A 23,213-nucleotide genomic window follows, 5' to 3' on the forward strand; every position below is an offset into this window, starting at 1 on the left:
ACGACCGGCTCCTCGCGGGTGATGAGCTCGGGTCCGTTGTTGCGGACGTTGTTGACCTTGCTCGACACCGGCCGCAGCTCCAACGCCTCGACCAGCTCTAGCGACGGGGTCAGCAGGTCACCGGGGTCCTCGGCATCCGGGTCGAGCCAGGCCGCCCAGCGCTCGGGGGCCATCAGCAGCGGCATCCGGTCGTGGATCTCGGTAAGCCGGCCCTGCGCGGCGGTGGTGAGCACGGCGGTGCTGACGACCGGCGGGCCGTCGGACTCCTTGGGGTCACGCCACACCGTCCACAGCCCGGCCATCGCGAGGCTCGCGCCGTCCGGCTGGGTCATGAAGAACGGCTGCTTGTGGCCACCCTCCCGCTTCCACTCGAACCAGCCGTCAGCCGGCAGCAGGCAGCGCCGTTTGGCGAGCGAGGTCTTGAAGGCGTTCGACGTGGCCGCCGACTCCGAGCGCGCGTTGATCATGCGGGCGCCGATCGAGCGGTCCTTGGCCCAGGCCGGGATCAGTCCCCAGCGCATCACCCGAAGACTGCGCTCGGTGCGGCTCTCGTCGGCCTTGCCGTCCGCGTCGCGCGGGTGCCGCCGCACGACGGCCACCACGTCCTTCGTCGGCGCGACGTTGTGGTCGGCGGGCGGCGCGTGGTCCTCGGTCGCGTCGTACGCGTCGAACTCCGCCGCCAACGTGGCCGGATCCTTCGCCGCGGCATACCTACCGCACACCTGCACCACTCCTTCCCACGCCGCATCGTGGCACGTCGCACCGACAGTGTGCATCGCCGAGCCCGAGATGCGGGATCATCGACGCATGAACCTGTGGCAGGCACCCGTCGCTACCGAGGCCGTTAGCGCCACCGTGACGGTCCCCGGCTCGAAGTCGATCACCAACCGGGCGCTGCTGCTGGCCGCGCTGAGCGAGGGTGGCGGCACCCTCACCGGCGCGCTGCGCAGCCGCGACACCGACCTGATGATCACCGCGCTGGGTGCTCTCGGCGTGCCGGTGACCGTCGACGGCGACGGCGTGACGGTCGCGCCGCACGCGGGCCTGTCCGGCCCGGCGACCGTGGACTGCGGGCTCGCCGGCACCGTCATGCGGTTCGTGCCGCCGGCCGCCGCGCTCGCCGACGGCGAGATCCGCTTCGACGGCGACCCGCGCGCCCGCGAGCGGCCGATGAGCACGGTGCTGGACGCGCTGCGCGCGCTCGGCGCCGCGATCGACGGCGACACGCTGCCGTTCACCCTGCACGGCAAGGGCAGCCTGCCCGGCGGCACGGTGACCATCGACGCGTCGGCGTCCTCCCAGTTCGTCTCCGGCCTGCTGCTCGCCGGCGCGCGCTACGACCAGGGCCTCACCGTGCACCACGACGGCAAGCCCGTGCCGTCCATGCCGCACATCGACATGACCGTCCAGATGCTGCGCGAGGCGGGGGTGGCGGTCAGCGCCGATGGACCCGGCGAGCCGAACACGTGGCGCGTCGAGCCCGGGCCGGTGGCCGCGCTGGACTGGCGGGTCGAGCCGGACCTCTCGAACGCGACGCCGTTCCTGGCCGCGGCCGCGGTCACCGGCGGCACGGTCACCGTGCCGGGTTGGCCGGCCCGCACCACGCAGCCGGGCGACGCGATCGGCGAGATCATGCGGCGGATGGGCTGCGAGGTCGAGCGGAGCGCGGCCGGGCTGACCGTCACCGGCCCGGCCCGACTGTCCGGAGTGGACATCGACCTGCACGACGTCGGCGAGCTGACGCCGACCGTGGCGGCGCTCGCCGCGCTCGCGGCCGGTCCGTCGGTGCTGCGCGGCATCGCGCACCTGCGCGGGCACGAGACCGACCGGCTCGCCGCGCTGGCGGCGGAGATCAACGGGCTCGGCGGGGACGCCCGCGAGACCGAGGACGGGCTGGCGATCCGCCCGGCCACCCCGCACGGCGGCACCTGGCACGCCTACGCCGACCACCGGATGGCCACCGCGGGCGCGATCGTCGGCCTCGTCGTGCCCGGTGTGAAGGTGGATGACATCGCCACGACGGCCAAGACGCTGCCCGACTTCCCGGCCATGTGGCGGACGATGCTGGGCGGCGCGACACGGTGATGACGGGAGCGCAGGCGACGCGGGCCGGCGGGCGCGAGCTCTGGGCCGGCCTCCGGCCCCCGGAATCCACGCTAGACGGTGGGACCGACATTCCGGGGCGCGTGCGCGGCCCCTGTGGACAACCGACACGGCGCTGCCAGGCCACCGTGGCGCCGGTCCGGACGGCTCGGCAGCGCCGGGCCACCGCGGCCGATCTGGCCGATCCGACCAAGCAGACCGAGCCGGGCGATCCGGCCAAGCCGACCGAACTGGCCAAGTCGGCGCCGCCGGGCGAGCCGACCGAACTGACCAAGCCGGGCGATCCGGCCAAGCCGACCGAACTGGCCAAGCACACCAAGCACACAAAGCCGGCCGAAGCGCCCTCGGTGTCCGAGCGGACCATCTACCGCGACATCAACGCGCCGCTCGCCGTCGGCGTTCCACTGTGGACGGAGCAGAGCCGGGCCGGCGGGGTCCGGCTGATGGACGGCTGGCGTACCCGGCTGGACGGCCTGGCCGGCAAGGAGGCCGCGGCGATCTTCGCGGTCGGCGTGCCGGACGTCGTGGCGGGGCGATTGAACGGTCCATTCAATCGCCCCGGGGGCCCCCCGGGTTCGAGCCTACGTGCGGGCACCGACGGTTTTCGCGCGCCGTGGGCCGGTTGTCCACAGCCGGGTGGGCGGCGACCCGAGCGACCGGGCCGCGGGTCGTGACCGGTCGCCGGCGGTCGGACTGGGCGCGCCTGGACGAGTCCGACGTCCGGGTGCGGCCCGGTAGGGGCAGCCGGCCGCGCACCAAGCGCCGCCCCGAGCACGCCGACGCCCGCGCGGCCATGGTCGTCGGCGTCGACCGCGGCCGCTGGACGTGTGCGCTGGACGGCAGGCCGGACCGCCAGGTCATCGCCATGCGGGCCCGTGAGCTGGGCCGGACCCCCATCGTCGTCGGCGACCTCGTCGACCTCGTCGGCGACACCTCCGGCCGGCCGGACACGCTGGCCCGGGTCGTGCGCGTGGCCGACCGGAGCAGCGTCCTGCGGCGCACCGCCGACGACAACGACCCGTACGAGCGGGTCGTGGTGGCCAACGCGCAGCAGCTGCTGATCGTCTGCTCGCTCGCGGATCCCCCACCCCGCACCGGTTTCATCGACCGCTGCCTCGTCGCGGCGTATGCGGGCGGGCTGCATCCGGTGCTGTGCCTGACGAAGTCGGACCTGGCGAGCCCCGACGAGGTGATCGCCGCCTACACCGACCTCGACCTGCCGACGCTCGTGACCCGCAGCGACCGCGAGCCCGACGAGGTGCGCGAGCGGCTCACCAGCCAGGTTTCCGCGCTGGTCGGGCATTCCGGCGTTGGAAAGTCCACTTTGGTCAACAAGCTGGTGCCGGATGCCATGCGCGCCACCGCGGACGTGAGCGCGGTCGGCAAGGGCCGGCACACCTCGACGACCGCGGTCGCGCTGCCGCTGCCCGATGGGGGTTGGGTGGTGGACACGCCGGGTATCCGCTCGTTCGGGCTCGCGCACGTGGAGCCGGACGACATCGTCGCGGCGTTCGACGAGTTCGTGGAGCCGGCCGAGGAGTGCCCGTCCGGATGCGGGCACCTGGGTCCACCGGAGGACCCGGACTGCATGCTCGACGTGGTGACCGCCGAGGGACGTGCCTCGTCTGACCGGCTCGCGTCACTGCGTCGGCTTCTGGCCTCACGCGCACGGCTCGACGAGTACGGTGACTGACCGACCTGAACGGGTGAACGCTAGTCTCGTTGTCCCAACGAGTTCTTCCGAGGGGAGCAAAGGGATGCGCAGGATCGCAGCGTCGTTGTCGGCGCTCGCGCTGGCCGTCTCGCTGACCGCGTGCGCCGACGAGGTGGACGGCGGCGGCGGGCAGGCCGAGGGTGGGGCCGAGGCCGCGACCAACCTGGTCGCGCTCGCGAAGCAGGTCGGCGACCAGACCGCGGAGTCGAGTTCCGCGCACATGGTGTTCACCGGCGGGGCCGGCGGCTTCGAGGTCAAGGGTGAGGGCGACCTCGAGCTCGGCGGCACCGACCCGGCGGTGTCGATGGACATGGACACCGGCCAGGGCAAGATGTCGATGGTCTTCCTCGACGGCGTGCTGTACATGAAGCTGCCGCCGGGACTGTCGACCGGTGGCAAGCCGTGGATCAAGATCGACTCCAAGGACCAGAGCAACCCCATGGCGCAGGCGCTCGGCAGCCTGACCGACCAGATGCGCCAGAACGCCGACCCGCGCCAGATGCTGGAGCAGTTCCAGAAGGCCGGCACGATCACGTCCTCGGCGAAGGAGGACCTGAACGGCGTCGAGACGACGCACTACAAGATCACGGTCGATGTCCAGAAGCTCGCGGACACCCAGCAGGACCCGCAGCTCAAGCAGGCGATGCAGGAGGCGATCAAGTCCGGCTTGCAGGACTTCCCGGTCGAGCTGTGGGTCGACGGCGAGGGCCTGCCGGCCCGGATGACCGTGGAGATGCCGACCCCCGACCCGTCGACCGGCAAGACCACGCCGGTGAAGGTTCAGGTGGACTACACGAAGTGGGGTGAGCCGGTGGACATCAAGGCCCCGCCGGCCGGCCAGGTGGGCGAGCTGCCCCGCTGACGCCGCTTTCCACGACAGTCGCTTGGCCTCCGGCCCCGGAAACCAGCGTACCGAGCACCCCCGACAAAACCGCGCACCGAAGCCGCCGCCTGTGGACACCTCCGGCCACGCGGGGGCCCCCCGCTTTCCAGCCTATCGGCGTGCACCGACAGAACCGGCGGGCCGAACGGGGGCCTGTGGACAAAGCGGTGGGGCGGAGCCCGCTCCTGCCCCGCCCCACCGACCCCTACCCCACCCGGTACGCCCGCGTGATCGTCTGCGTCACCGTGTTGCCGTCCCGGTCGGCGGTCGACGCCCGCAGCGACGCGAACGCCCCGGCCGGCTAGTCCACGGTCGCCAGCCACCGGCCGTCGTGCCAGGACAGCCGTACCGGCGCCCACGTCGTGCCGTCGTCGTAGGAGACCTCCACCGTCGGCTTCTGGATCCGGCCCGGCGTGGCCGAGCCGTTGCGCTGCACGTACACCGGGAACTGGAAGCGGCCCGCCGGCGCGGTGTTCGCGTCGTCCAGGGCCGGCGCGAACCGGACGGCCAGCAGCGGCAACGCGGCCGGCTCCTCACCGTCCACATGCGACGACGAGAACGTCCACTCGCCGCTGACCGATGTGGACAGTGGCGCGTCCCGTTCGGCCGTCGTGCGCAGCGTGTACGTGCCGGTGTCCGCGGGCAGCACGAAGTCGCCGCCGCCGGGGAAGTCGCTCGAGCCCACCGGCCGGCCGTCCCGCAACAGCTCGGTCGTGCCGCTCGCCCCGAACGAGAACCCGTCGTGGTCGGCGGCCTGGTCGGCGAACAACGGCAGGGCCATGCGGACCTCGTCGCCGAGCCGCCCCGCGTAGGTCGCCGGGTCGAAGTCCGACACCGGGAACGCGGGCCCGAACACGCCGACGTTCCACCGCTGCCGGGTGACCTCGCCCTTCCGGTACTCCCGCCCGGTCGCCGTGGTCTGGAACGTCACCGGCAGGTCCTGCGGGTCCGCGGTCTCCTCGAACGTGTCGTACCACGGCTCGCCCGGCGTGTAGTACTCCGTGAGCCGGAACGGCAGGTCGCCCGTCAGGAACCCGCTGCGCATGCCCAGCAGGCCAGGTTCGGACACCGCGTGCTCGGTGACCGCCTTCGCCAGCTGCTTGTTGCGCACCGTCCGGGCCAGCTTCTCCGGCACGCGGCCGTCCTGGTGCCACCGCAGGTGGTACATGTACGGGCTGCCGTGGAAGCCCCACTGCCCGCCGGACCCGTCCGGCTCGGCGAGCTCGGCCTCGACCATGAACGTGAACCCCTCGCCCGACGTCCTGGACGGCGCCACGAACAGGTCGTCGAAGCCGGCCCCGATCAGCGTGCTGCCGGTCGACCCCCACTCGGTCCGCATGGCGAACTGCAGGACGGTGGCGCCCTCCTCGGCGTTCGGCTCGTCGACGGTGAAGTCGACCTGCTTGCCCCTGCGGGCGTCGAGGACGAGCTCGGCGTCGCCGTCCACGACATGGTTCGCCTCGGCGAACTCGGTCGACGGCCACGCGTTCTCGCCGCGCTGGGTCTGCACGAACCCGTCGAGGTAGTACCGGCCCTTCGGCACGCGCGCGACCACCGTGCCCGACTCGTCGTAGGGCACGTACGCCTTCCGCTCGTCGATGTCGACGAACCGGAGGAAGTACTCCGGGGTCGGCTTGCCGTCGTGGTCGAGCGAGCGAACCGTGACGTCGTAGCTCTCCACCTCCCGGTTCACCGTGATCGGTGTGCGGACCGAACTCGGCCAGCTTGTCGTCCCGGTCGACCGCGCCGACCGTGAGTGCCGCGTCCGCGGCGGCGGGGCTGCCGATGGACTCGTCGGACGGGCCGGAGTTGCCGGCCGCGACGACGAACAGCGCGCCGGTGTCGGCGGTCAGCTTGTTCACCGCCTGCGACATGGGGTCCGTGCCGTCGCTGGGGAACGGGTCGCCGAGGCTCATGTTGATCACGTCGGCGCCGTTGTTCGCGGCCCACTCCATGCCGGCGATGATCCCCGACTCGCTGCCGCCGCCCGAGTCGTCGAGCACCTTGCCGTTCAGCAGCTTCGCGTCGGGCGCGACGCCCTGGTACTTCCCGCCGGACTTCGCGCCGCTGCCGGTGATGATCGACGCGACGTGCGTGCCGTGCCCGAAGTGGTCCTCGGCGCCGGTCTCGCTGCCGGTGAAGTCGCGGGCCCCGGCGACCGCGTCGGCGAGGTCCGGGTGCGTGGCGTCGACGCCGGTGTCGAGCACGGCGACCGTGGCGCCCTTCCCAGTGTGGCCCGCCGACCACGCCTCGGGCGCGCCGATCTGCGGCACGCTGCGGTCGAGGCTCACGCGCACCGGGGCGTCCAGCCAGATCTTGCTGGCGGACCTGCCCGCGCCGGCCCAGAACGCCGGGGACCTGTCCGCCCGGACCGCGACCGCGCTCACGGCCGGCAGGTTCAGCGTGACCTTCGCCCCGGCCGCACGCGGCGTCGCACCCGGGTAGTCGACGATCAGCGGCAGGTCGTCGCGCGTGGCGTCGTCGTACCCGGCGCGGACGAGCCCGGTGACGTCGAACAGCCGCGGGTCGAGCGTGCCCGACGACACCAGCCGCGCCACGTCCCGCGGCACGACGTGCACGTCGCCGCGTTCGTCCGTGCTGCGCAGGAACGTGACGTGCGCGCGCCCCGACGCCGGCCGCACGCTGACCCGCGGACCGTTCAGCACGACCCGGTCGCCGGTCAGCAGCGTGACCGTCCTCGTCTCGGCCGCGACCGGCCCGGCCCCCGATTCCCCTCGCGCCTGCGGCACCCCCGACCCGCCGAGCACCAGCGTGCCCGCGGCGGCGGTCGCCACGGCGAGTAAGCCCGCGACGCGTACGCGGGCCTTGTCGTGGCTCATCCACCCTCCAACAAGAGCGCGGCAGCACCTCACCGGCTGCCGCTCCACCCAGTGGTAAATACACAAACCTGGCCCGCGAGGTTGCCTGCCAAGATCACCGAGCTGGGAGCAAGCGCTTGCGGCGAGAAGGTTGGCCGCCGGAACCAACTGGGCGGCGTCGCGGCGTTCTCGGTGCGCCAGCCGGCCCGACCGGGAGGAGCGACTCCCGACGCACTGGGCACACCGGTCGCCGAGGACTCAGCCGGAACGGGCCCGGCCGTCGCGGCCGGGCCCGTTCGCGGGTCAACCCATGTGCGGGTAGATGTGGTCGGTCGGCGGGACGAACGTCTCCTTGACCGAGCGCGGGCTCACCCAGCGCTGCAGGTTGTAGATCGAGCCGGCCTTGTCGTTGGTGCCCGAGCCGCGGCTGCCGCCGAACGGCTGCTGGCTCACGACGGCGCCGGTCGGCTTGTCGTTGACGTAGAAGTTGCCGGCGGCGAAGCGCAGCGCACGGTGCGCCTCCTCGATCGCGGCCCGGTCGGTGGCGAAGACGGCACCGGTCAGCGCGTACGGCGTCGAGCCGTCGACGAGCTCGAGCACCTTGGCGTACTCGGCGTCGTCGAAGACGTGGACCGCGAGGATGGGGCCGAACCACTCGGTGGTGAACAGGTCGTTCATCGGGTCGCTGCCGAGCACGATGGTCGGCTCGACGAAGTAGCCGACCGAGTCGTCGCAGCCGCCGCCGGTCAGCACCTCGAGCGACGACGTGCCGGCGGCCATCTCCAGCACGCCCTTGTGCTTGGCGAACGCACGGTTGTCGATCACCGCTCCGCCGAAGTGGCCGAAGTCGGTGACGTCTCCGAACGACAGCGACTTCGTGGTGTCGACGAGCTGCTCGCGCAGGCCGGACTCCCACAGCGAGCGGGAGACGTAGGCACGCGAGGCCGCCGAGCACTTCTGGCCCTGGTACTCGAACGCGCCGCGCACCAGCCCGGTCGCGACGGCCGCGGGGTCGGCGGAGCGGTGCGCGACGACGAAGTCCTTGCCGCCGGTCTCGCCGACGATCCGTGGGTAGGACCGGTAGGTGTCGAGCCGCTCGGCCATCGTGCGCCAGAGGTACTTGAAGGTTCGCGTGGAGCCGGTGAAGTGCAGCCCGGCGAAGTCCGGGTCCGCCAGCGCGACCTCGCTGACCGCGGCGCCGTCGCCCGTCACCATGTTGATCACGCCGGGTGGCAGACCGGCCGCCTCGAGCACGCGCATCGTGTAGTACGCGGCGAGCTGCTGGGTGGGCGAGGGCTTCCAGACGACCGTGTTGCCCATCAGCGCGGGCGCGGTCGGCAGGTTGCCGGCGATCGCGGTGAAGTTGAACGGGGTGATCGCCGTGACGAACCCGTCGAGCGGCCGGTGGTCGAACCGGTTCCAGAAGCCGGCGCTGGACTGCGGCTGCTCAGCGAGGACCCGGCGGGCGTAGCCGACGTTGAAGCGCCAGAAGTCGATCAGCTCGCAGGCGGAGTCGATCTCGGCCTGCTGCACGGACTTCGACTGGCCGAGGATCGTCGCGCCGTTCAGCGTGTCCCGCCACGGACCGGACGCGAGGTCGGCCGCGCGCAGCAGGATCGCGGCGCGTTCGTCGAAGGGCAGCTCGCGCCACGCGGGCGCGGCCAGCTTCGCGGCGCTGACGGCGTCGGCGACGTCCTTGGTGGTGGCCTGCGCGCTGACCCCGAGGACGTGCGCGCGGTCGTGCGGCTGGACGACGTTGATCGCCTCGCCGCCGGCCATCCGCCGCTCGCCGCCGATGGTCATGGTCAGCTCGTGCCGCTCGCCTTCCAGCTCGGCGATCCGGTGCCGCAGCGACTCGCGCTCGGCGCTGCCCGGCGCGTAGGACCGCACGGGCTCGTTGACCGGCTCGGGCACGGACGAAATGGCGTCCATGTTGTGGCTCGCCTCCTTGGTTCTGGTCGGGCCGTTCCCGGCTTGTGACCGGTGGCGGCGGTTACCGACATCCTGTCACGAATCGGCCGGCCACCCGGCCGCCAGTGCGTCGACCTCGGCCTTGAACAGCGGGACCGGATCGATCCCACCGAGCGCGGTCTCGACCGCGTCGGCCGGGTCGTGACGTCGAGAAGCCCTGACGCGGTGCGCGTTCCCGCGCCGGTTGTCCACACCGGACCCGACGCGGCCCGAAATCGTCAGACCCGAGCACTACTCTGGATCCCGGGGCCGGAGGCCGCGCCCGCCCCACCTGCCGTGACGGACCGACCGGCGAATCAGTTGGCGTTGGCGAACCGTTCCAGGTCGTGGATGGTGCCGACGACGAGGATGTGGTCGCCGTACATGAGGGTGGTGTCGGGGGTGGCGTAGGTGAACGTGGCGTCGGGCCCGTCGGTTTCCCTCTTGACCGAGACGACGGTGACGCCGTACCTGCCGCGGATACGGGACTCGGCCAGTGGGATGCCGACGGCGTCGTGGGGCGGTTTGGTCTTGACCACGGCGTAGTCGGTGTCGACCTCGACGTAGTCGAGCATGCGGCCGGAGAGCAGGTGCGCGACGCGTTCGCCCATCTCGTGTTCGGGGAGCACGACGTGGTGGGCGCCGACGCGGCGCAGGATGGTGCCGTGGTCCCGGCTGATCGCTTTGGCTCAGATGTCGGGGATGTCGAGGTCGACCAGGAGTGAGGTGGTCATGAGGCTCGCTTCGATGTCGGTGCCGATCGCGACGACGACGCGGTCGACGTCGGCCACGCCGAGCTGTCGCAGTACCTCGATGTCGGTGGTGTCGGCGGCGACGACGTGCGGCAGCCGGTTGGCGAAGGCCTGGACGATCTTGGGATTGGTGTCGATGGCCATGACGTTGCCGCCCAGGGCGACCAGTTCCAGGGCGAGCGCGCCGCCGAATCGGCCGAGTCCGATGACCACGACGGTTTCGTCGTCGAGGCCGGCGTGTGACCGTCCGGATGACCGCGTCGATGTCCTAGCCAACGATGGTCCTTTCCTCGGGGTATTCGAAGCGTCGAGTCCGCTGGCGCAGCGCCAGTGCCGAAGCCAGGGTGAGGGGGCCGACACGGCCGACGAACATGAGCATGATCAGCAGGATCTTGGCGGCCGCGGGCAGGTCGGGGGTGATGCCGGCGGACAGCCCCACGGTGCCGAACGCGGAGATGGCTTCGAAGAGCACCCGGTCGAGGGTGTGCTGGGTCAGCGCCAGCAGGGTGAACACGGAGATCGCCACCGCGCCGATGCCCAGCAGGGCGACGGCCAGGGCCTGGCGTTGGTTGGCTTCAGGAACGCGGCGGCGGCCCACGCTGACCTGGGTCTCGCCGCGCATCTCCGACCAGATCACGAATGCGAGCAGGCCGAACGTGGTGACCTTGATCCCGCCCGCGGTGCCCGCACTGCCACCGCCGATGAACATCAGCAGATCGGTCGCGAACAGGCTCTCCGGTCGCATGGCGGAGGTGTCCACACTGTTGAACCCCGCGGTGCGGGCCATGGCCGAGTGGAAGAACCCGGCCAGCAGCTTGCCCGGGCCCGACAGCGGGGCGAGGGTGTCCGGGTTGGACCGTTCCACCGCGACGGTGACAACCATGCCGACCAGGAGCAGCGCCGCGGTGAGCCACACGGTGAGTCGGGTGAGCACCGACCAGGTCGACGGCTTGCGCCAGCGGCGGGCCAGTTCGAACACCACCGGGAAGCCCAGCCCGCCGACGATGACCGCGACAGCGACGGTCAGGCTGACCCAGGGGTCGGTGGCGTAGCCGATGAGGCTGTCGCTGTTGAGGGAGAAGCCGGCGTTGTTGAATGCCGAGATCGCGTGGAAAACCCCGTGGTAGAGCGCCTCATCGGGCGGTCGGGCGTAGCCCGTGGCGAACCGGACGGTGAGCACCACGGCCACGACGGCCTCGCTGGCCAGGCTGAACAGCACGATGTTGCGCACGACCCGACCCATGCCGGACAGCCCCTGGGCCTTGGTCTCGGCCTGGGCGAGCAGCCGTCGGCGCAGCCCGAGCCGGCGCGCCACCAGCACGGTGAACAGCGCGGCGAGGGTCATGAGACCCAGCCCGCCGGTCTGGATCAGCGCGAGGATGACCACCTCGCCGAAGGTCGACCAGTGACCACCGGTGTCCACGGTGATCAACCCGGTCACGCACACCGCCGAGGTGGCGGTGAACACCGCGTCGACCAGCCCGGCGCCCTGCCCGGACTCGGTGGCCACCGGCAACAGCAGCAACACGGTGCCGATCCCGATCGCACTGCCGAACCCCGCCGCCACCACCCGCGCCGGATGGCGGAACCGCTCCGCGGTCGTTCGCGGCTGCCTACGCCGCGAGATCACCACGTGCGTCCCCTCCCGCACCACTGGCGTGCCTACTGCCGGAACGGCCCCAGGGGGATGTCGAGCTCGTGAGCCCCGACTCCACGGACTGCGCGCCTCCTGCCAGACGTACTCGTTCCGGCGCGCACGCGATCGCGAGAGCCAGACCCACGCGCCTCGGCCAGACGATAGGCGGCCAGCTGACCGCGAGGGCACTGTCTTGACGCAATCCTGACGGCGAGACCCGGCTTACGTCTGACACGCCCCGCTGTGTTGACTTTTCGGGGGCCGGCGGCGCGCCTTACAGCAGCTCCAGCAGGAACGGCAGCTCCTCGGTCGCGTACCACGCCAGCTCGTGGTCCTCGGCGTCCCCGAGCGTGAACTGCGCGTCCGGGTCGCCGAGGTCGGCGGCGTCGATGACGTTCGCGGCCGCGCGCACCGCCGGCTCGGCGTTCTCGGTGTCCAGGTGCACGGCGGCCACCAGCGTCGCCGGCACCGACTCGGCCAGCCGCACCACGGCGAAGTCCAGATCCGGGCGCAGCGTCACCCCTTCGACGTCGGCGGAGATCACCGCGCGGCGGGGCAGTGTGCCCTCCGCGTCGTCGGCCAGCTCGCCGGCGAGCAGCCGCAGCGACGCCCGGGCGGCCTCCAGCATGGCGGCGTACTCGAGCTCCTCCGCGGTGCCCGTGGCGTACGACTCGCGCAGCGCGGGGGTCAGGGCGAAGGCGGTGTCGCCGACCGCGGCCACCTCACCTTTCACGTTCAGTGCACGCAACATGGTCACCGTGGCCGGAATGTAGACCCTCACCGCACTCCCATTCCCTGTGCAACGGGCAGGGTTAGATCCTGACACACCGGGCGCGCGCGGACGTGGAATGCTCCACCTCGTGGACGCGTCGTCACCCAAGGACCGGTTCGTGACCGTGTTCGGCCGCAAGCCGGTGCTCGAGGCGCTGGTCGACCGGAGCCTGCGGGTGGACAAGGTGATCCTCGCCGACAACGCCCGCGGCACGCCCGTACGGGACATCCTCGACGCGGCGTCGGCCCGGTCGGTGCGGGTGGAGCGGGCCAGCGCGCATCGGGTGAAGGTGTTGGCGGGCAACGGAAAGCAGGACCAGGGCGTGCTCGCCGACGTCGTCGCGCCGCGGATGCGCCGGCTGTCCGACGCGCTCGCGTCCGGCACGCTGTCGACCGTCCTGCTGCTCGACGGGATCACGACGCCCGCGAACGTCGGCATGATCCTGCGCACCGCGACGGCCGCCGGGATCGACGGGATCGTGGTGCCGCGGCGCGGCGTGGCGTCACTCGACCCGCTGGTGGTCAAGGCGTCGGCGGGGGTGGCCTTCCACGCGCCGGTACTGCGCTGCTACACCGCCGGAGAGGCCGCGTCGGCCTTGCGCGCGGCCGGTTTCCCGCTGTTGGCACTGGAGGGGTCGGCCCGGACGTCGCTGTTCTCGGTGGACCTGCCGCGGCGCGCGGCGTACGTACTGGGCGGGGAGACCGGCGGCGTCGGCGACGAGGTGCGGGCGTCGGTCACCGGGTCGCTGTCGATCCCGATGAGCGGCGGGGTCGAGTCGCTGAACGTCGCGAGCGCGGCAGCGGTGCTCTGCTTCGAGATCGCTCGCCACCGCTGACACCTCGTGTCCGAACGGACACGTTGGGGTGATCATTGTCCGGATGTCATGGGTTCTCGGCTCTGTAGGGCATGACCGCACCTGTTCGGTACCTGCCCGCGCCACGCCCGGTGTTGCGGGCGCTGCCCGAGTACGAGCCGTCGCACGCGCCCGGAGAGGAGGAGCCGCGCCGGTGGTCGAGCCTGCGCCCGGCGAGCGGGCCGCAGCTCGCGCTGGTCGCCCCGCCCCGGCAGCCGGAGGTCACCCCCGATGCGTTGTGGCGGCTGCTGGTCCGGGTGCTGGAGGTGCTGGAGGGCCGGCGGGCGGTGGGGCAGCTACGCACCCTCCTGTCCGACGCGGCGTACGAGGCGCTGCTGACCCGCCTGCGCACGACCACGCCGGGCCGGCCGCACCGGCTGCGCCGCCTCCGCGCGTGCTACCCGTCCCCGGCAGCCGTCGAGATCGCGGCGGTGATCGACATCGGTCCCGGCCCGGCCGCGGCGAGGCGGGTGTGCGCACTGGCCGCCCGCCTGGATCACGTCGACGGCACCTGGCACTGCTCCGTGCTACGCCTGCTCTGACTTCCACACGGCGTCGGCGGTCCCACAACGGGCGGGCGGCTTGGATGGCGCCGGCTCGCGCTCCGGATGAGGCACGGGGTTCTCCGCACTACGCGTGCACCCCGGGGCATCGCCCGCTGGCCCGCCGACACCTGGCGGCCGACGCTGCCAGGTGTGCCGCCGTCCGCGGGCACCACCATCCACGGACGAGGTCGAGCCGCGTGGAGGGCGGCCTCCGGCCCCCGAGATCCAGCGTACGGGCGGACACCGACGAGTCTGGCGTACGCACACGAATCTGTGGACAGCCGCTCGACTTGTGGACAACCGCGAGGGGGTCCCCCTGTTTCCATCCTAGTCGCGGCCCCTGACGGTTTTGGCCGTCGCGCGGTGTGGCTGTGGAGTACTTGCGGGTGAACGGGAACAGGCATGGCACGACGGAGCACGGCACCTCGATCGGTGCCGTGCTGCGGGTGGTTGCCGGTTAGCGGCGCGGGCCCTTCTTGCCCCGCCGCTGAGCATCGCGGGCCGCGGCTCGGCGTTCGCGGCGGGAACCGCCGGTGTTGGGCTTCTGGCCGTTGCCGCCGCTCTGATCACCGCGTGACTGGACGCCGCCGCCCTCGGCCGGGCCCGAGTACGTGTACTGCTGCTCGGTCTGCGGGCGGTTGCCGCGCAGCGCCGGTGGGATCTGCTCCTGCGGCGGCGGCGGCTGCTGCTGCTGCGCGGGTGCCTTGCGCTGGCCCGGCTGCGCAGCGCGGGCGGCCGCCTGCTGGACCCTCGTCGCGGGCGGTGCCGCGGGGCCGCCCGCGGCGGGCGCCTGCTGGGACTCCGGTTCCGCGACCTGCGCGCGGAACAGCATCATGATGCACTCCTCCTTGAGGGCCTCGAGCATGGTGTTGAACATGTCGTAGCCCTCCCGCTGGTACTCGATCAGCGGGTCGCGCTGCGCCATGGCCCGCAGGCCGATGCCGTCCTTGAGGTAGTCCATCTCGTAGAGGTGCTCGCGCCACTTGCGATCCAACACATCGAGCATCACCAGCCGTTCGAGGCGGCGCATGCCGTCGCCCGTCGAGCGGCCGTCGGGGCCGAGGACGCGGCTGTTCACGTACGCCTCGCGCTCGTCGTACGCGCGGCGGGCGTCGGCGAGCACGGCGTCCAGCAGGTTCTCCGCGGTGAGGTCGTCACCGCGGTCCTCCACCTCCTCGACGAGCTCGTCCCACTTCAGCGAGATCGGGTACAGCTCCTTGAGGGCCGTCCACAGCTTGCGGTGGTCCCAGTCCTCCGCGTACCCGCCGGCCGTCGCCTTCTCGATGTAGTCGCCGACGACGTCGGAGATCATGTGGTCGATCTGCTCGCGCAGATCCTCGCCCTGCAGCACGCGCATGCGGTTGGCGTAGATCTCCTTGCGCTGCTGGTTCATCACCTCGTCGTACTTGAGGAGGTTCTTGCGTGCCTCGAAGTTCTGCTGCTCGACCTGCGTCTGCGCGCTCTTGATCGCCCGGGTGACCATCTTCGCCTCGATGGGCTGGTCGTCGGGCACCCGCATGGTGACCATGACCCGCTCGACGAACTGCGCGTTGAACCGCCGCATCAGCTCGTCGCCGAGCGAGAGGTAGAAGCGGGACTCGCCCGGGTCGCCCTGCCGGCCGGAGCGGCCGCGCAGCTGGTTGTCGATGCGCCGGGACTCGTGGCGCTCGGTGCCGAGCACGTAGAGCCCGCCGGCCTCGATGACCTCTTCGGCCTCCGCGCGCACGTCCTCCTGAGCGCGCTCGAGCGCCTCGGGCAGCGCGACGGTCCACTCGTGCGGCGTCTCGACCGGGTCCAAGCCTTTGGCGCGCAACGACTCCTCTGCCAGGTGGTCGGGGTTGCCGCCGAGCATGATGTCGGTACCGCGACCAGCCATGTTGGTCGCGACGGTGACCGCACCGCGGTGCCCGGCCTCGGCGATGATCGCCGACTCCTTCTCGTGGTGCTTGGCGTTCAGCACGTTGTGCGGGATGCGGCGCTTGACCAGCAGCTTCGACAGGTACTCCGAACGCTCGACGCTGGTGGTGCCGACCAGCACCGGCTGGCCATCCTCGTGCCGCCCGGCGATGTCTTCGGCGACCGCCTCGAACTTCGCCTCCTCGGTCTTGTAGATCAGGTCCGTGCGGTCGTCGCGGACCATCGGCCGGTTCGTCGGAATCGGCACCACGTGCAGCTTGTAGGTGTTCCAGAACTCCGAGGCCTCGGTCTCGGCCGTACCGGTCATGCCGGAGAGCCTGGTGTACAGGCGGAAGTAGTTCTGCAGGGTGATCGTGGCGAGCGTCTGGTTCTCGGCCTTGATCTCCACGCCTTCCTTGGCCTCGATGGCCTGGTGCATGCCCTCGCTGTAGCGCCGGCCCGCGAGCACGCGGCCGGTGAACTCGTCGACGATCAGGACCTCGCCGTCGCGGATCAGGTAGTCCTTGTCGTTCTGGAACAGCTCCTTGGCCTTGACGGCGTTGTTGAGGTAGCCGACGAGCGGGGTGTTCTGCGCGTCGTAGAGGTTGTCGATGCCGAGCTGGTCCTCGACGAACTGGACGCCCCGCTCGCTGACGCCGATCGTGCGCCGCTTGCGGTCGACCTCGTAGTGCTTGCTGGCGATCTCGGCGGCGCGGGCCTCGCGGTCCCGCGGCGTCAGCGCCGTGACGTCGATGCCCGACATGCGCCTGACGATCCGGGCGAACTCGGTGTACCACCGGGACGACTGGTCCGCCGGGCCGGAGATGATCAGCGGCGTGCGGGCCTCGTCGATGAGGATCGAGTCGACCTCGTCGACGATGGCGAAGTTGTGGCCGCGCTGCACCATCTGGTCGAGGCTGCCGGCCATGTTGTCGCGCAGGTAGTCGAAGCCGAACTCGTTGTTGGTGCCGTAGGTGACGTCGGCCCGGTACGAGCGGCGGCGCTGCTCGGTGGTCAACTCCGACAGGATCGCGCCGACCTCGAGGCCGAGGAAACGGTGCACCCGGCCCATCCACTCGGCGTCGCGCTTGGCCAGGTAGTCGTTGACCGTGACGACGTGCACGCCGTTGCCGGAGAGCGCGTTGAGGTAGGACGGGAGCACCGCGGTGAGCGTCTTGCCCTCACCGGTCTTCATCTCGGCCACGTTGCCGAGGTGCAGCGCACCGCCGCCCATGATCTGCACGTCGAAGTGCCGCTGGCCGAGCACGCGCCGGGCGGCCTCGCGGACGACCGCGAACGCCTCCGGGAGCAGCAGGTCCAGGGCGTCGAAGTCGGTGGCCTCCGGGTCGTCCGGGTCGACCTCGCGCATCTCGTCGTAGCGCCTGCGGAACTCTTCGGTCTTCGCACGCAGCGCGGCGTCGGTGAGGTCGGCGACGGAGCTCTCGAGATCGTTGACCTCACCCACGGTCTTGCGCAGCGTCTTGAGCGTCTTGCCCTCGCCGGCGCGGAGTATCCGGGACAGCACCATCAGGTCAACCTCGCTAGCTGGATTGTCGCGCCCGCCACGGGCACCTCGTCACTGCCATCGTAGGCGGTTACGGATCGGCGTCACCGTGGCTTGCCCCGACCGGCCGGACGGGTTGTGCACGGATGGGCTGGTGGGCATGCGAACGGGTGCCCCCGAGCGGTGGCTCGGGGGCACCTCGTCAGGTCCGTGATTGGTTCGTGGGTTCGCTTCAGACCAGGCGGATCACGCCGTAGTCGAATCCCTTGCGGCGGTACACCACGCTGGGCCGGCCGCAACTCGAGTCGTTGAAGAGGTAGAAGTCGTGGCCGACCAGCTCCATCTGGTAGAGGGCTTCGTCGACGGTCATGGGTTCGGCGGAGTGTTCCTTCTCCCGTACGACGCGACCGGGCAGGTTGTCGTCCTCGGCGCCGTCCCAGCGCTGGGCGGGTACCTCGGGGGTGCCCTCGAGTTCCTCGGTGCGGGCGGGTAGTACGGCCGTGCTGGCGCGGCCGTTGGTCATGGGCATCTTCGGCATGGTGGCGGTGGCCTCCGCGACGGAGGACGGGCTGCGGCGCCCATAGTGCACGCGCCGGCGGTCGTGCAGCCTACGAAGTCGGTTCTCAAGTTTGGTGACCGCGGCGTCGAGTGCGGCGTAGAAGTCGCCCGCACATGCCTCGGATCGGACGGCCGGGCCCCTGCCCTTGCCGGTGATCTCTACGCGCTGGCAGTTCTTCGCCTGCCGACGGTTTGGTTCGTGGAACAGCTCCACGTCGAAGCGGATGACCTTGCGGTCGTAGCGCTCCAGCCGAGCCAGCTTCTCCTCGACGTGCACGCGGTAGTGAGCGGGCACCTCGACGTTGCGGCCCTTAACGACGATGTCCATACACGACCTCCCTCGCCTGAGCGAGCTAGTGAGCGAACTTCGGGCGCCGTAGATCTGGGATCCGGGTTGGTGGACCGGCCAGGCCGTTGAAGGGCTTGAGGACACCCCGCCTCAACGCTCCTCCGGCGCCAGGGTCATGGGCTCTTCGCCTCCTCCCTGCGAACCGGGAAAGCTGATAGCCGGCACGTTAGCTTGGCTTGTGCGCTTGCAAAAGCCCCCTCGACGGGGGAACCTCGCAGCCCCGTTTCGCCTACGGAGAGCAACCGCCGCGGCCGTGACCTCCGCCGGCTGCGCATGATCATCCCCCCGGCCGACCGGATCGCCGATCGTCCGGTCGTACCAGGCATACCCAGAGACATCGCCGCTCGTAGCAGCGGTTCGACACCACGGTCGGGCCGGTCTCCCATACCCGGCCAACGATCACCTTCGAGTCTGAGTTCCCACCGATAATTCACTCGGACGGAGGTATCTGCACGATGAAACGATGGCCTCCGCCGAGCGCGCGAAGTAGATCGATAACGCAATCGGGACGCGGAAAAACGTGAATCGAGGCGTGTACTGGCGGGTAGTTATTGGTGGCATTTCGGTATCACGTCCTGATCACGGCCCTATCACGCGGACGGCGCGGGAGGTTTGGACGGTGGGCATGGCGGGGTCGGGTGCCAGCTGGTCTCCTGCGTGGGGTCAGGTGGTGGCCGTGAGGGCCAGGAACGCCGCTACGGGAACGTCGATCGACTTCAGGGCGGCTAGACAAGCCGTTGCGGTGGCGCCGGTGGTGATCACGTCATCCAGGACGATCGCCGGCAAGCCCGGGGGCACGGGGTGGCGAGGGTCCGGGCGCAGGCGGCCCAGCAGGTTCGCCGCTCTGGCGCGGGCGTCGAGGCCCACCGAGTCCGCCGCTCGGCCGTCCAGGCGTAGCGCTGGCACGACGGTCGCTCCGGGGAGGTTCGCCGCGCAGCGTCTGGCGACGGTCGTCATGTGCTGACCACCGCGGGAGCGGGCCGCCGCGGGTCGAGACGGCGCGGGGACCAGCACCACCGGGCCCGCCCGGATCGAGACCACGGCCGCGGCCAGCGCACGGGCCAGGTGGTCGGCCAGGTCTCCGCGCCCCCGCTCCTTGTACGCCAGGACCGCCCCGCGCGCGGGGCCTCGGTAGCCGGCCAGCGCGTAGGCCCCGGACAGGCCGGGACGCGACACCGGCACGGGCCGGCCGAGCGTGCGGGCGCACCATGTGCACCACGCGGTGGCGGGCGCGGCACACCCCGCACAGCGCTGCGGGATGATCAGGTCGAGCAGCCGAAACGAACGCATGGGCGAATACTGGCACGCCCCACTGACAATTTCGGGAACCGCAGGTCAGGTTCGGGCAGAACGCCGGTCAGCCCGGGTAGAACGGGATGGCGTTCGGGCCTTTGCCGTGCGGGTGCTGGCGCCACAGCTGGCCCACGCCGGGCACGCTGGACACCGCCGCGCTGTCGGTCACGATCACGTCCCGGTCGGGGGCGGCGGCGATCGACTTGATCGGTAGCTGCAGGTTGTTCCGGTCGAACACCTCCAGCTTGAGACCGTCGACAGACAGGCTGGCCACCGGCAGCGAGCCCTGCGTCGTCGCCACGACCAGGGTGTCCTGGCTCAGCCAGTCGACGCCGATCGCCTGCACGACGTTGATCGGCTGCAGCCGCCGCGGCGTGCGCAGCGACACCGAGTCCTTGTCGCGCACGACCGAGGCCACCACGAGCCGACCGCGGGCGACCGCGGCCGCCCGGGTGCCGTCGCGGGAGAGCCGCAGCTCGGTGATCGGGCCGAAGTCGGTCAGCTCGGACGCGTTGACCTGCAACGCCTTCCACGTGCCGTCGCTGCCGCGGACCACGCGCACGACGTTCCCGTCGGCGACCGTCCAGACCTCCTTGGTCGCCACCTCGTTGGACGTGCTCACCAGCCAGGTCGGCCTGGTCATCTCCCGCGCCTCGAGGTCGACCAGCTCCAACGGCCCGCCGACGGGACCCACCCGCAGCCGAGGCCCGGCCGACGTCTGCACGACCGCCGCGAGCTGGCCGCCGTCGATGGACTGCGCCGCGGTCAGCACCTCGTACTCGCCGTTCCCGGCCGGGCCCGCGATCGGGCGGCCGTGGCGCAGCGAGGTCAGCCTGCCGTCAGCCGCGACCATGCCCGGCTGGTCGGAGTCGGGCTTGGTCGGCGCGTCGTAGACCTTCAGGTCGCCCGGTCGCCAGTCGCGGCGGCCCGGGATCAGGTCCTGGCCGTCGGCCCGCAGCCGCAGCCGGCTGGACGTGACGGTCTGCAGGGACAGCACGATCTGGGTGGCGATCTGCTCGCGCTGCTCGGTGGACTTGTCGCCGAGCTCCTTGAGGTCCACGACCAGCGTCCCGTCCGGGTCGGGGACCACGTTGGTTCTCGTACCGATGCCCTCGAGGGGCGAGCGCACCGACCGGCGCATCGTGTCCGACGGACCCGACAGCAGCACGTTGATCACCCGCGCGGGCAGCCCGCTGTTCGGCTCGGCGGCCACGTAGCGCAGGTCCGGCACGGTGATCCGCAGGTCCGGGTCGAAGTAGTACACGGTGACCGCGCGGTAGCTCGCCTCGAAGTCGGACAGCGGCACGAACCTGGTCGGCGGCGGCGTGTCGATCCGCCACTGCCCGTCGGGCCGTTTGCGGACCGTGACGTTGTACTCCTTGTCCTCGATGGTCGGCACGAACGCGTGGTCCGCGCCGAGCCGGCCCACCGGGGTCACCTCGAGCACGACCGTCTCGACCTCGCTCGACGCCGCGCCCAGATCCTCCTCGACGGCCGGCGTGCGCACCGGGACCGTGTCGAACGTGTCGAGGATGATCGTCGGCGCGGCCTCACCGTTCCAGCCCTGCTTGCCCTTGTCGGTGAGGTACATGGCCGCGGCCTCGGGGTTGCCCGACCGGTGGATGAACTCGCGCACCAGGTCGAACGCGTCCAGGCCCTTCGTCGGCCCGTCGATCGTGCCCGTCGGCTGGTCGTTGTCGTCGCGCACCGCACGCGGTGTGGTCTCCTCCGGGATGTTCGCGCAGCCGGAGAACACCAGCACGGACAGCAGGAACAGAACGAAGGCGCGCCGCCGGGTCATCGGACCTCCTCCCACTCGGGTGCCTTCGGCGGGGCCGGTGTGGACGGCGGCTCGTCGGTCTGCGCCGGCGCCGAGCCGTTCCCCACCCCGTCGGGCCCGGACTCGGTGGGCACGGTCACCCGGTACACGTCACCGGCGACCGGGGCCCCGACCGCCGCGGCGACCTCGAGATGGGCGTCGGGTGGGGGCAGCTCGAGCGGGCTCTCGGCGTAGGTCACGTCCAGGCGGCGCGGCAGCGTCAGCCGGAAGCAGGCGCCCTTGTGCGGCTCGCCCCACGCGTCGAGCCCGCCGCCGTGCAGCCGGGCGTCCTCGACGCTGATCGCGAGGCCGAGCCCGGTGCCGCCGGTGTGCCGGTTGCGGGACGGGTCGGCCCGCCAGAACCGGTTGAACACCAGCTCCGCCTCGCCCTGCCGCAGGCCGATGCCGTAGTCCCGAACGGTGACCGCGAGCGCCTGGTCGTCGAACGCCATGCGCAGCCGCACCGGCCGGCCCTCGCCGTGGTCGACGGCGTTGGCCAGCAGGTTGCGCAGCACCCGCTCGATGCGCCGGGCGTCGACCTCCGAGACGGCCTCCTCCTCGGGCAGATCCAGGATGATCTCGCTGCCGGCGCTGCGGGCGATCGTGGCGACCGCCCGGGCCGCGCGCACGGCGATCGCCCGCATGTCGATCGGCTCGGCCACCAGCTCCTCGACGCCCGCGTCGAGCCGGCTGATCTCCAGCAGGTCGGCGAGCAGCGACTCGAAGCGGTCCAGCTCGTCGACCAGCAGCTCGGTGGAGCGGGCGAGGCCGGGCGGGAACTGCTCGCGGGAGGCGTGCAGGACGTCCGCGGCCATCCGGACGGTGGTCAGCGGCGTGCGCAGCTCGTGGGAGACGTCGGAGGTGAACCGGCGTTGCAGGGTGCCGAACTCCTCCAGCTGGCGGATCTGGCGCTGGATGCTCTCGGCCATCAGGTTGTAGGACTCGGCGAGCTTGGCGACGTCGTCCTCGCCGACCACCTGCATGCGTTGGTCGAGCTCGCCGCCGGCGAAGCGGGCCGCGGCCTGGGCGGCGCTGCGCACCGGGCGGACGACCTGGCGCGTCACCAGGTTCGCGATGCCGGCGAGCAGGAGCAGCAGCACCAGGCCGCCGACGATGAGCGTGCTCTGCACGACGCTGATCGTGTGCTGCTCGGCGGTGAGCGGGAACAGCATGTACAGCTGCATCGGCCGGTTCGCGGTGCCGAACGGGGCGCCGACCAGGAGGAACGTGGTGCGGCCGGACGCGCGGTCCACGGTGTGGTTCTGCACGGCGAACTCGTGTGCCTGGACGAAGTGCCGCAGGCTGTCGGGCACGTCGGCGTACGCCCCGACGCTGATGCTGTCGCCGGACTCGGCCAGCCCCGGCGAGTCGCTCGCGAGCACCGGCTCGAACGCGCCGGCCGCGGAGCTCGCGGTGCTGCTGTTCGGTGACGAGCTGGTCAGCCGGTTGAGCGCGCTGGTGAGCCGGTTGCGGACGGCGTCGGCGGTCGGGTTGACGCCGGCCAGCTGGGTCTCCGCGACCTGGACGGCGTCGCGGGTGGCCGCGATCGCGGCCTGCTCCTTGGTCTCCAGCAACCGGTCGGTGATCTGGTTCTGTAGCACCATGCCCAGCACGAAGACGACCGCCGAGGACAGCGCGAGCGTGCTGACGACGACGCGCACCTGCAGCGAGCGTCGCCACAGCTCGCCGAAGTAGGCGACCCGCTGGCGGCAGAACTCGACGGCCCGGGCGCCGGCCGCCACGACCGCCCGTACGTTGCGCTTCACC

21 protein-coding genes and 1 pseudogene are annotated in these 23,213 nt (G+C 71.5%); 8 read left to right on the forward strand and 14 right to left on the reverse strand.

Annotated elements, in window-relative coordinates; all coding sequences use genetic code 11:
• The coding region (locus ACRDTB_RS18200; protein ID WP_431431759.1) for an SOS response-associated peptidase at positions 1-722 on the reverse strand (722 nt) is incomplete at its 3' end.
• Between the two features lie 85 nt (positions 723-807).
• Here ACRDTB_RS18200 and aroA point away from each other — a divergent pair.
• From aroA to ACRDTB_RS18225, 5 genes are all read left to right on the forward strand, one after another.
• Entirely contained in the window at positions 808-2,085 is a 1,278-nt protein-coding gene (gene aroA / locus ACRDTB_RS18205) for a 3-phosphoshikimate 1-carboxyvinyltransferase (protein ID WP_431431761.1), read from the forward strand.
• Between the two features lie 146 nt (positions 2,086-2,231).
• Positions 2,232-2,777 carry a hypothetical protein gene (locus tag ACRDTB_RS18210; protein WP_431431763.1) on the forward strand — a complete coding sequence of 182 codons (546 nt, stop codon included), beginning with the start codon at positions 2,232-2,234 and terminating at the stop codon, positions 2,775-2,777.
• The gene (gene rsgA, locus ACRDTB_RS18215) at positions 2,774-3,796 is read left to right on the forward strand and encodes a ribosome small subunit-dependent GTPase A (protein WP_431431764.1); all 1,023 of its coding nucleotides are present in this window, start codon (positions 2,774-2,776) and stop codon (positions 3,794-3,796) included. The genes ACRDTB_RS18210 and rsgA overlap by 4 nt, the downstream gene beginning before the upstream one ends.
• Positions 3,797-3,860: 64 nt before the next feature.
• Positions 3,861-4,679: a hypothetical protein gene (locus ACRDTB_RS18220; protein ID WP_431431765.1), complete on the forward strand. Its 819-nt coding sequence runs from the start codon at positions 3,861-3,863 to the stop codon at positions 4,677-4,679.
• A 188-nt stretch (positions 4,680-4,867) separates the two neighbouring features.
• Positions 4,868-5,005 (forward strand): hypothetical protein, encoded by a 138-nt coding sequence (locus ACRDTB_RS18225; RefSeq protein WP_431431767.1) that lies wholly within the window; start codon positions 4,868-4,870, stop codon positions 5,003-5,005.
• Here ACRDTB_RS18225 and ACRDTB_RS18230 read toward each other — a convergent pair.
• Positions 5,002-6,393: a hypothetical protein gene (locus tag ACRDTB_RS18230; protein ID WP_431431768.1), complete on the reverse strand. Its 1,392-nt coding sequence runs from the start codon at positions 6,391-6,393 to the stop codon at positions 5,002-5,004. The genes ACRDTB_RS18225 and ACRDTB_RS18230 overlap by 4 nt on opposite strands.
• A 79-nt stretch (positions 6,394-6,472) precedes the next feature.
• Positions 6,473-7,279 (reverse strand): annotated as a pseudogene (locus tag ACRDTB_RS18235) (S8 family serine peptidase); the annotation flags it as partial.
• Between ACRDTB_RS18235 and ACRDTB_RS18240 the strand changes: the two are divergent.
• Positions 7,206-7,598, forward strand: a complete 393-nt coding sequence (locus ACRDTB_RS18240) for a hypothetical protein (RefSeq protein ID WP_431431770.1) — start codon at positions 7,206-7,208, stop codon at positions 7,596-7,598. The pseudogene ACRDTB_RS18235 and the gene ACRDTB_RS18240 overlap by 74 nt on opposite strands.
• A 224-nt stretch (positions 7,599-7,822) precedes the next feature.
• On the opposite strand, the gene pruA is transcribed toward ACRDTB_RS18240, so the two are convergent.
• The 6 genes from pruA to ACRDTB_RS18270 form a co-directional block, all read right to left on the reverse strand.
• The gene (gene pruA, locus ACRDTB_RS18245) at positions 7,823-9,451 is read right to left on the reverse strand and encodes an L-glutamate gamma-semialdehyde dehydrogenase (protein ID WP_431431772.1); all 1,629 of its coding nucleotides are present in this window, start codon (positions 9,449-9,451) and stop codon (positions 7,823-7,825) included.
• A gap of 75 nt (positions 9,452-9,526) precedes the next feature.
• A complete protein-coding gene (locus ACRDTB_RS18250) occupies positions 9,527-9,682 on the reverse strand; it encodes a hypothetical protein (RefSeq protein ID WP_431431773.1) in 156 nt (51 codons plus the stop codon).
• 104 nt (positions 9,683-9,786) lie between these two features.
• The gene (locus tag ACRDTB_RS18255) at positions 9,787-10,098 is read right to left on the reverse strand and encodes a TrkA C-terminal domain-containing protein (RefSeq protein WP_431431774.1); all 312 of its coding nucleotides are present in this window, start codon (positions 10,096-10,098) and stop codon (positions 9,787-9,789) included.
• Between the two features lie 60 nt (positions 10,099-10,158).
• Positions 10,159-10,497, reverse strand: a complete 339-nt coding sequence (locus ACRDTB_RS18260) for an NAD-binding protein (RefSeq protein WP_431431776.1) — start codon at positions 10,495-10,497, stop codon at positions 10,159-10,161.
• Entirely contained in the window at positions 10,490-11,872 is a 1,383-nt protein-coding gene (locus ACRDTB_RS18265; RefSeq protein WP_431431778.1) for a TrkH family potassium uptake protein, read from the reverse strand. The genes ACRDTB_RS18260 and ACRDTB_RS18265 overlap by 8 nt, the downstream gene beginning before the upstream one ends.
• A gap of 259 nt (positions 11,873-12,131) precedes the next feature.
• A complete protein-coding gene (locus ACRDTB_RS18270) occupies positions 12,132-12,638 on the reverse strand; it encodes a DUF6912 family protein (protein ID WP_431431780.1) in 507 nt (168 codons plus the stop codon).
• Positions 12,639-12,705: 67 nt separating this feature from the next.
• Here ACRDTB_RS18270 and ACRDTB_RS18275 point away from each other — a divergent pair, with 67 nt between their 5' ends.
• Together ACRDTB_RS18275 and ACRDTB_RS18280 are read left to right on the forward strand one after the other, a co-directional pair.
• Entirely contained in the window at positions 12,706-13,464 is a 759-nt protein-coding gene (locus ACRDTB_RS18275) for a TrmH family RNA methyltransferase (RefSeq protein ID WP_431431781.1), read from the forward strand.
• 71 nt (positions 13,465-13,535) lie between these two features.
• A complete protein-coding gene (locus ACRDTB_RS18280; RefSeq protein ID WP_431431784.1) occupies positions 13,536-14,024 on the forward strand; it encodes an Rv3235 family protein in 489 nt (162 codons plus the stop codon).
• Between the two features lie 460 nt (positions 14,025-14,484).
• Here ACRDTB_RS18280 and secA read toward each other — a convergent pair whose 3' ends face one another.
• From secA to mtrB, 5 genes are all read right to left on the reverse strand, one after another.
• On the reverse strand, positions 14,485-17,451 hold the full coding sequence (gene secA, locus ACRDTB_RS18285) for a preprotein translocase subunit SecA (protein WP_431431785.1): 2,967 nt from the start codon (positions 17,449-17,451) through the stop codon (positions 14,485-14,487).
• A gap of 208 nt (positions 17,452-17,659) precedes the next feature.
• Positions 17,660-18,313 (reverse strand): ribosome hibernation-promoting factor, HPF/YfiA family, encoded by a 654-nt coding sequence (gene hpf / locus ACRDTB_RS18290; protein ID WP_431431787.1) that lies wholly within the window; start codon positions 18,311-18,313, stop codon positions 17,660-17,662.
• 684 nt (positions 18,314-18,997) lie between these two features.
• Complete coding sequence (locus ACRDTB_RS18295; protein ID WP_431431790.1) at positions 18,998-19,624, reverse strand: ComF family protein; 627 nt, start codon at positions 19,622-19,624, stop codon at positions 18,998-19,000.
• A gap of 67 nt (positions 19,625-19,691) precedes the next feature.
• Positions 19,692-21,428, reverse strand: a complete 1,737-nt coding sequence (locus tag ACRDTB_RS18300; RefSeq protein ID WP_431431792.1) for an LpqB family beta-propeller domain-containing protein — start codon at positions 21,426-21,428, stop codon at positions 19,692-19,694.
• Entirely contained in the window at positions 21,425-23,212 is a 1,788-nt protein-coding gene (gene mtrB / locus ACRDTB_RS18305) for an MtrAB system histidine kinase MtrB (RefSeq protein WP_431431794.1), read from the reverse strand. The genes ACRDTB_RS18300 and mtrB overlap by 4 nt, the downstream gene beginning before the upstream one ends.
• Position 23,213: the final 1 nt, after the last annotated feature.

This window comes from Actinophytocola sp. (genome assembly GCF_050699935.1).
In the GTDB taxonomy this organism is placed as follows: Bacteria; Actinomycetota; Actinomycetes; order Mycobacteriales; family Pseudonocardiaceae; genus Actinophytocola.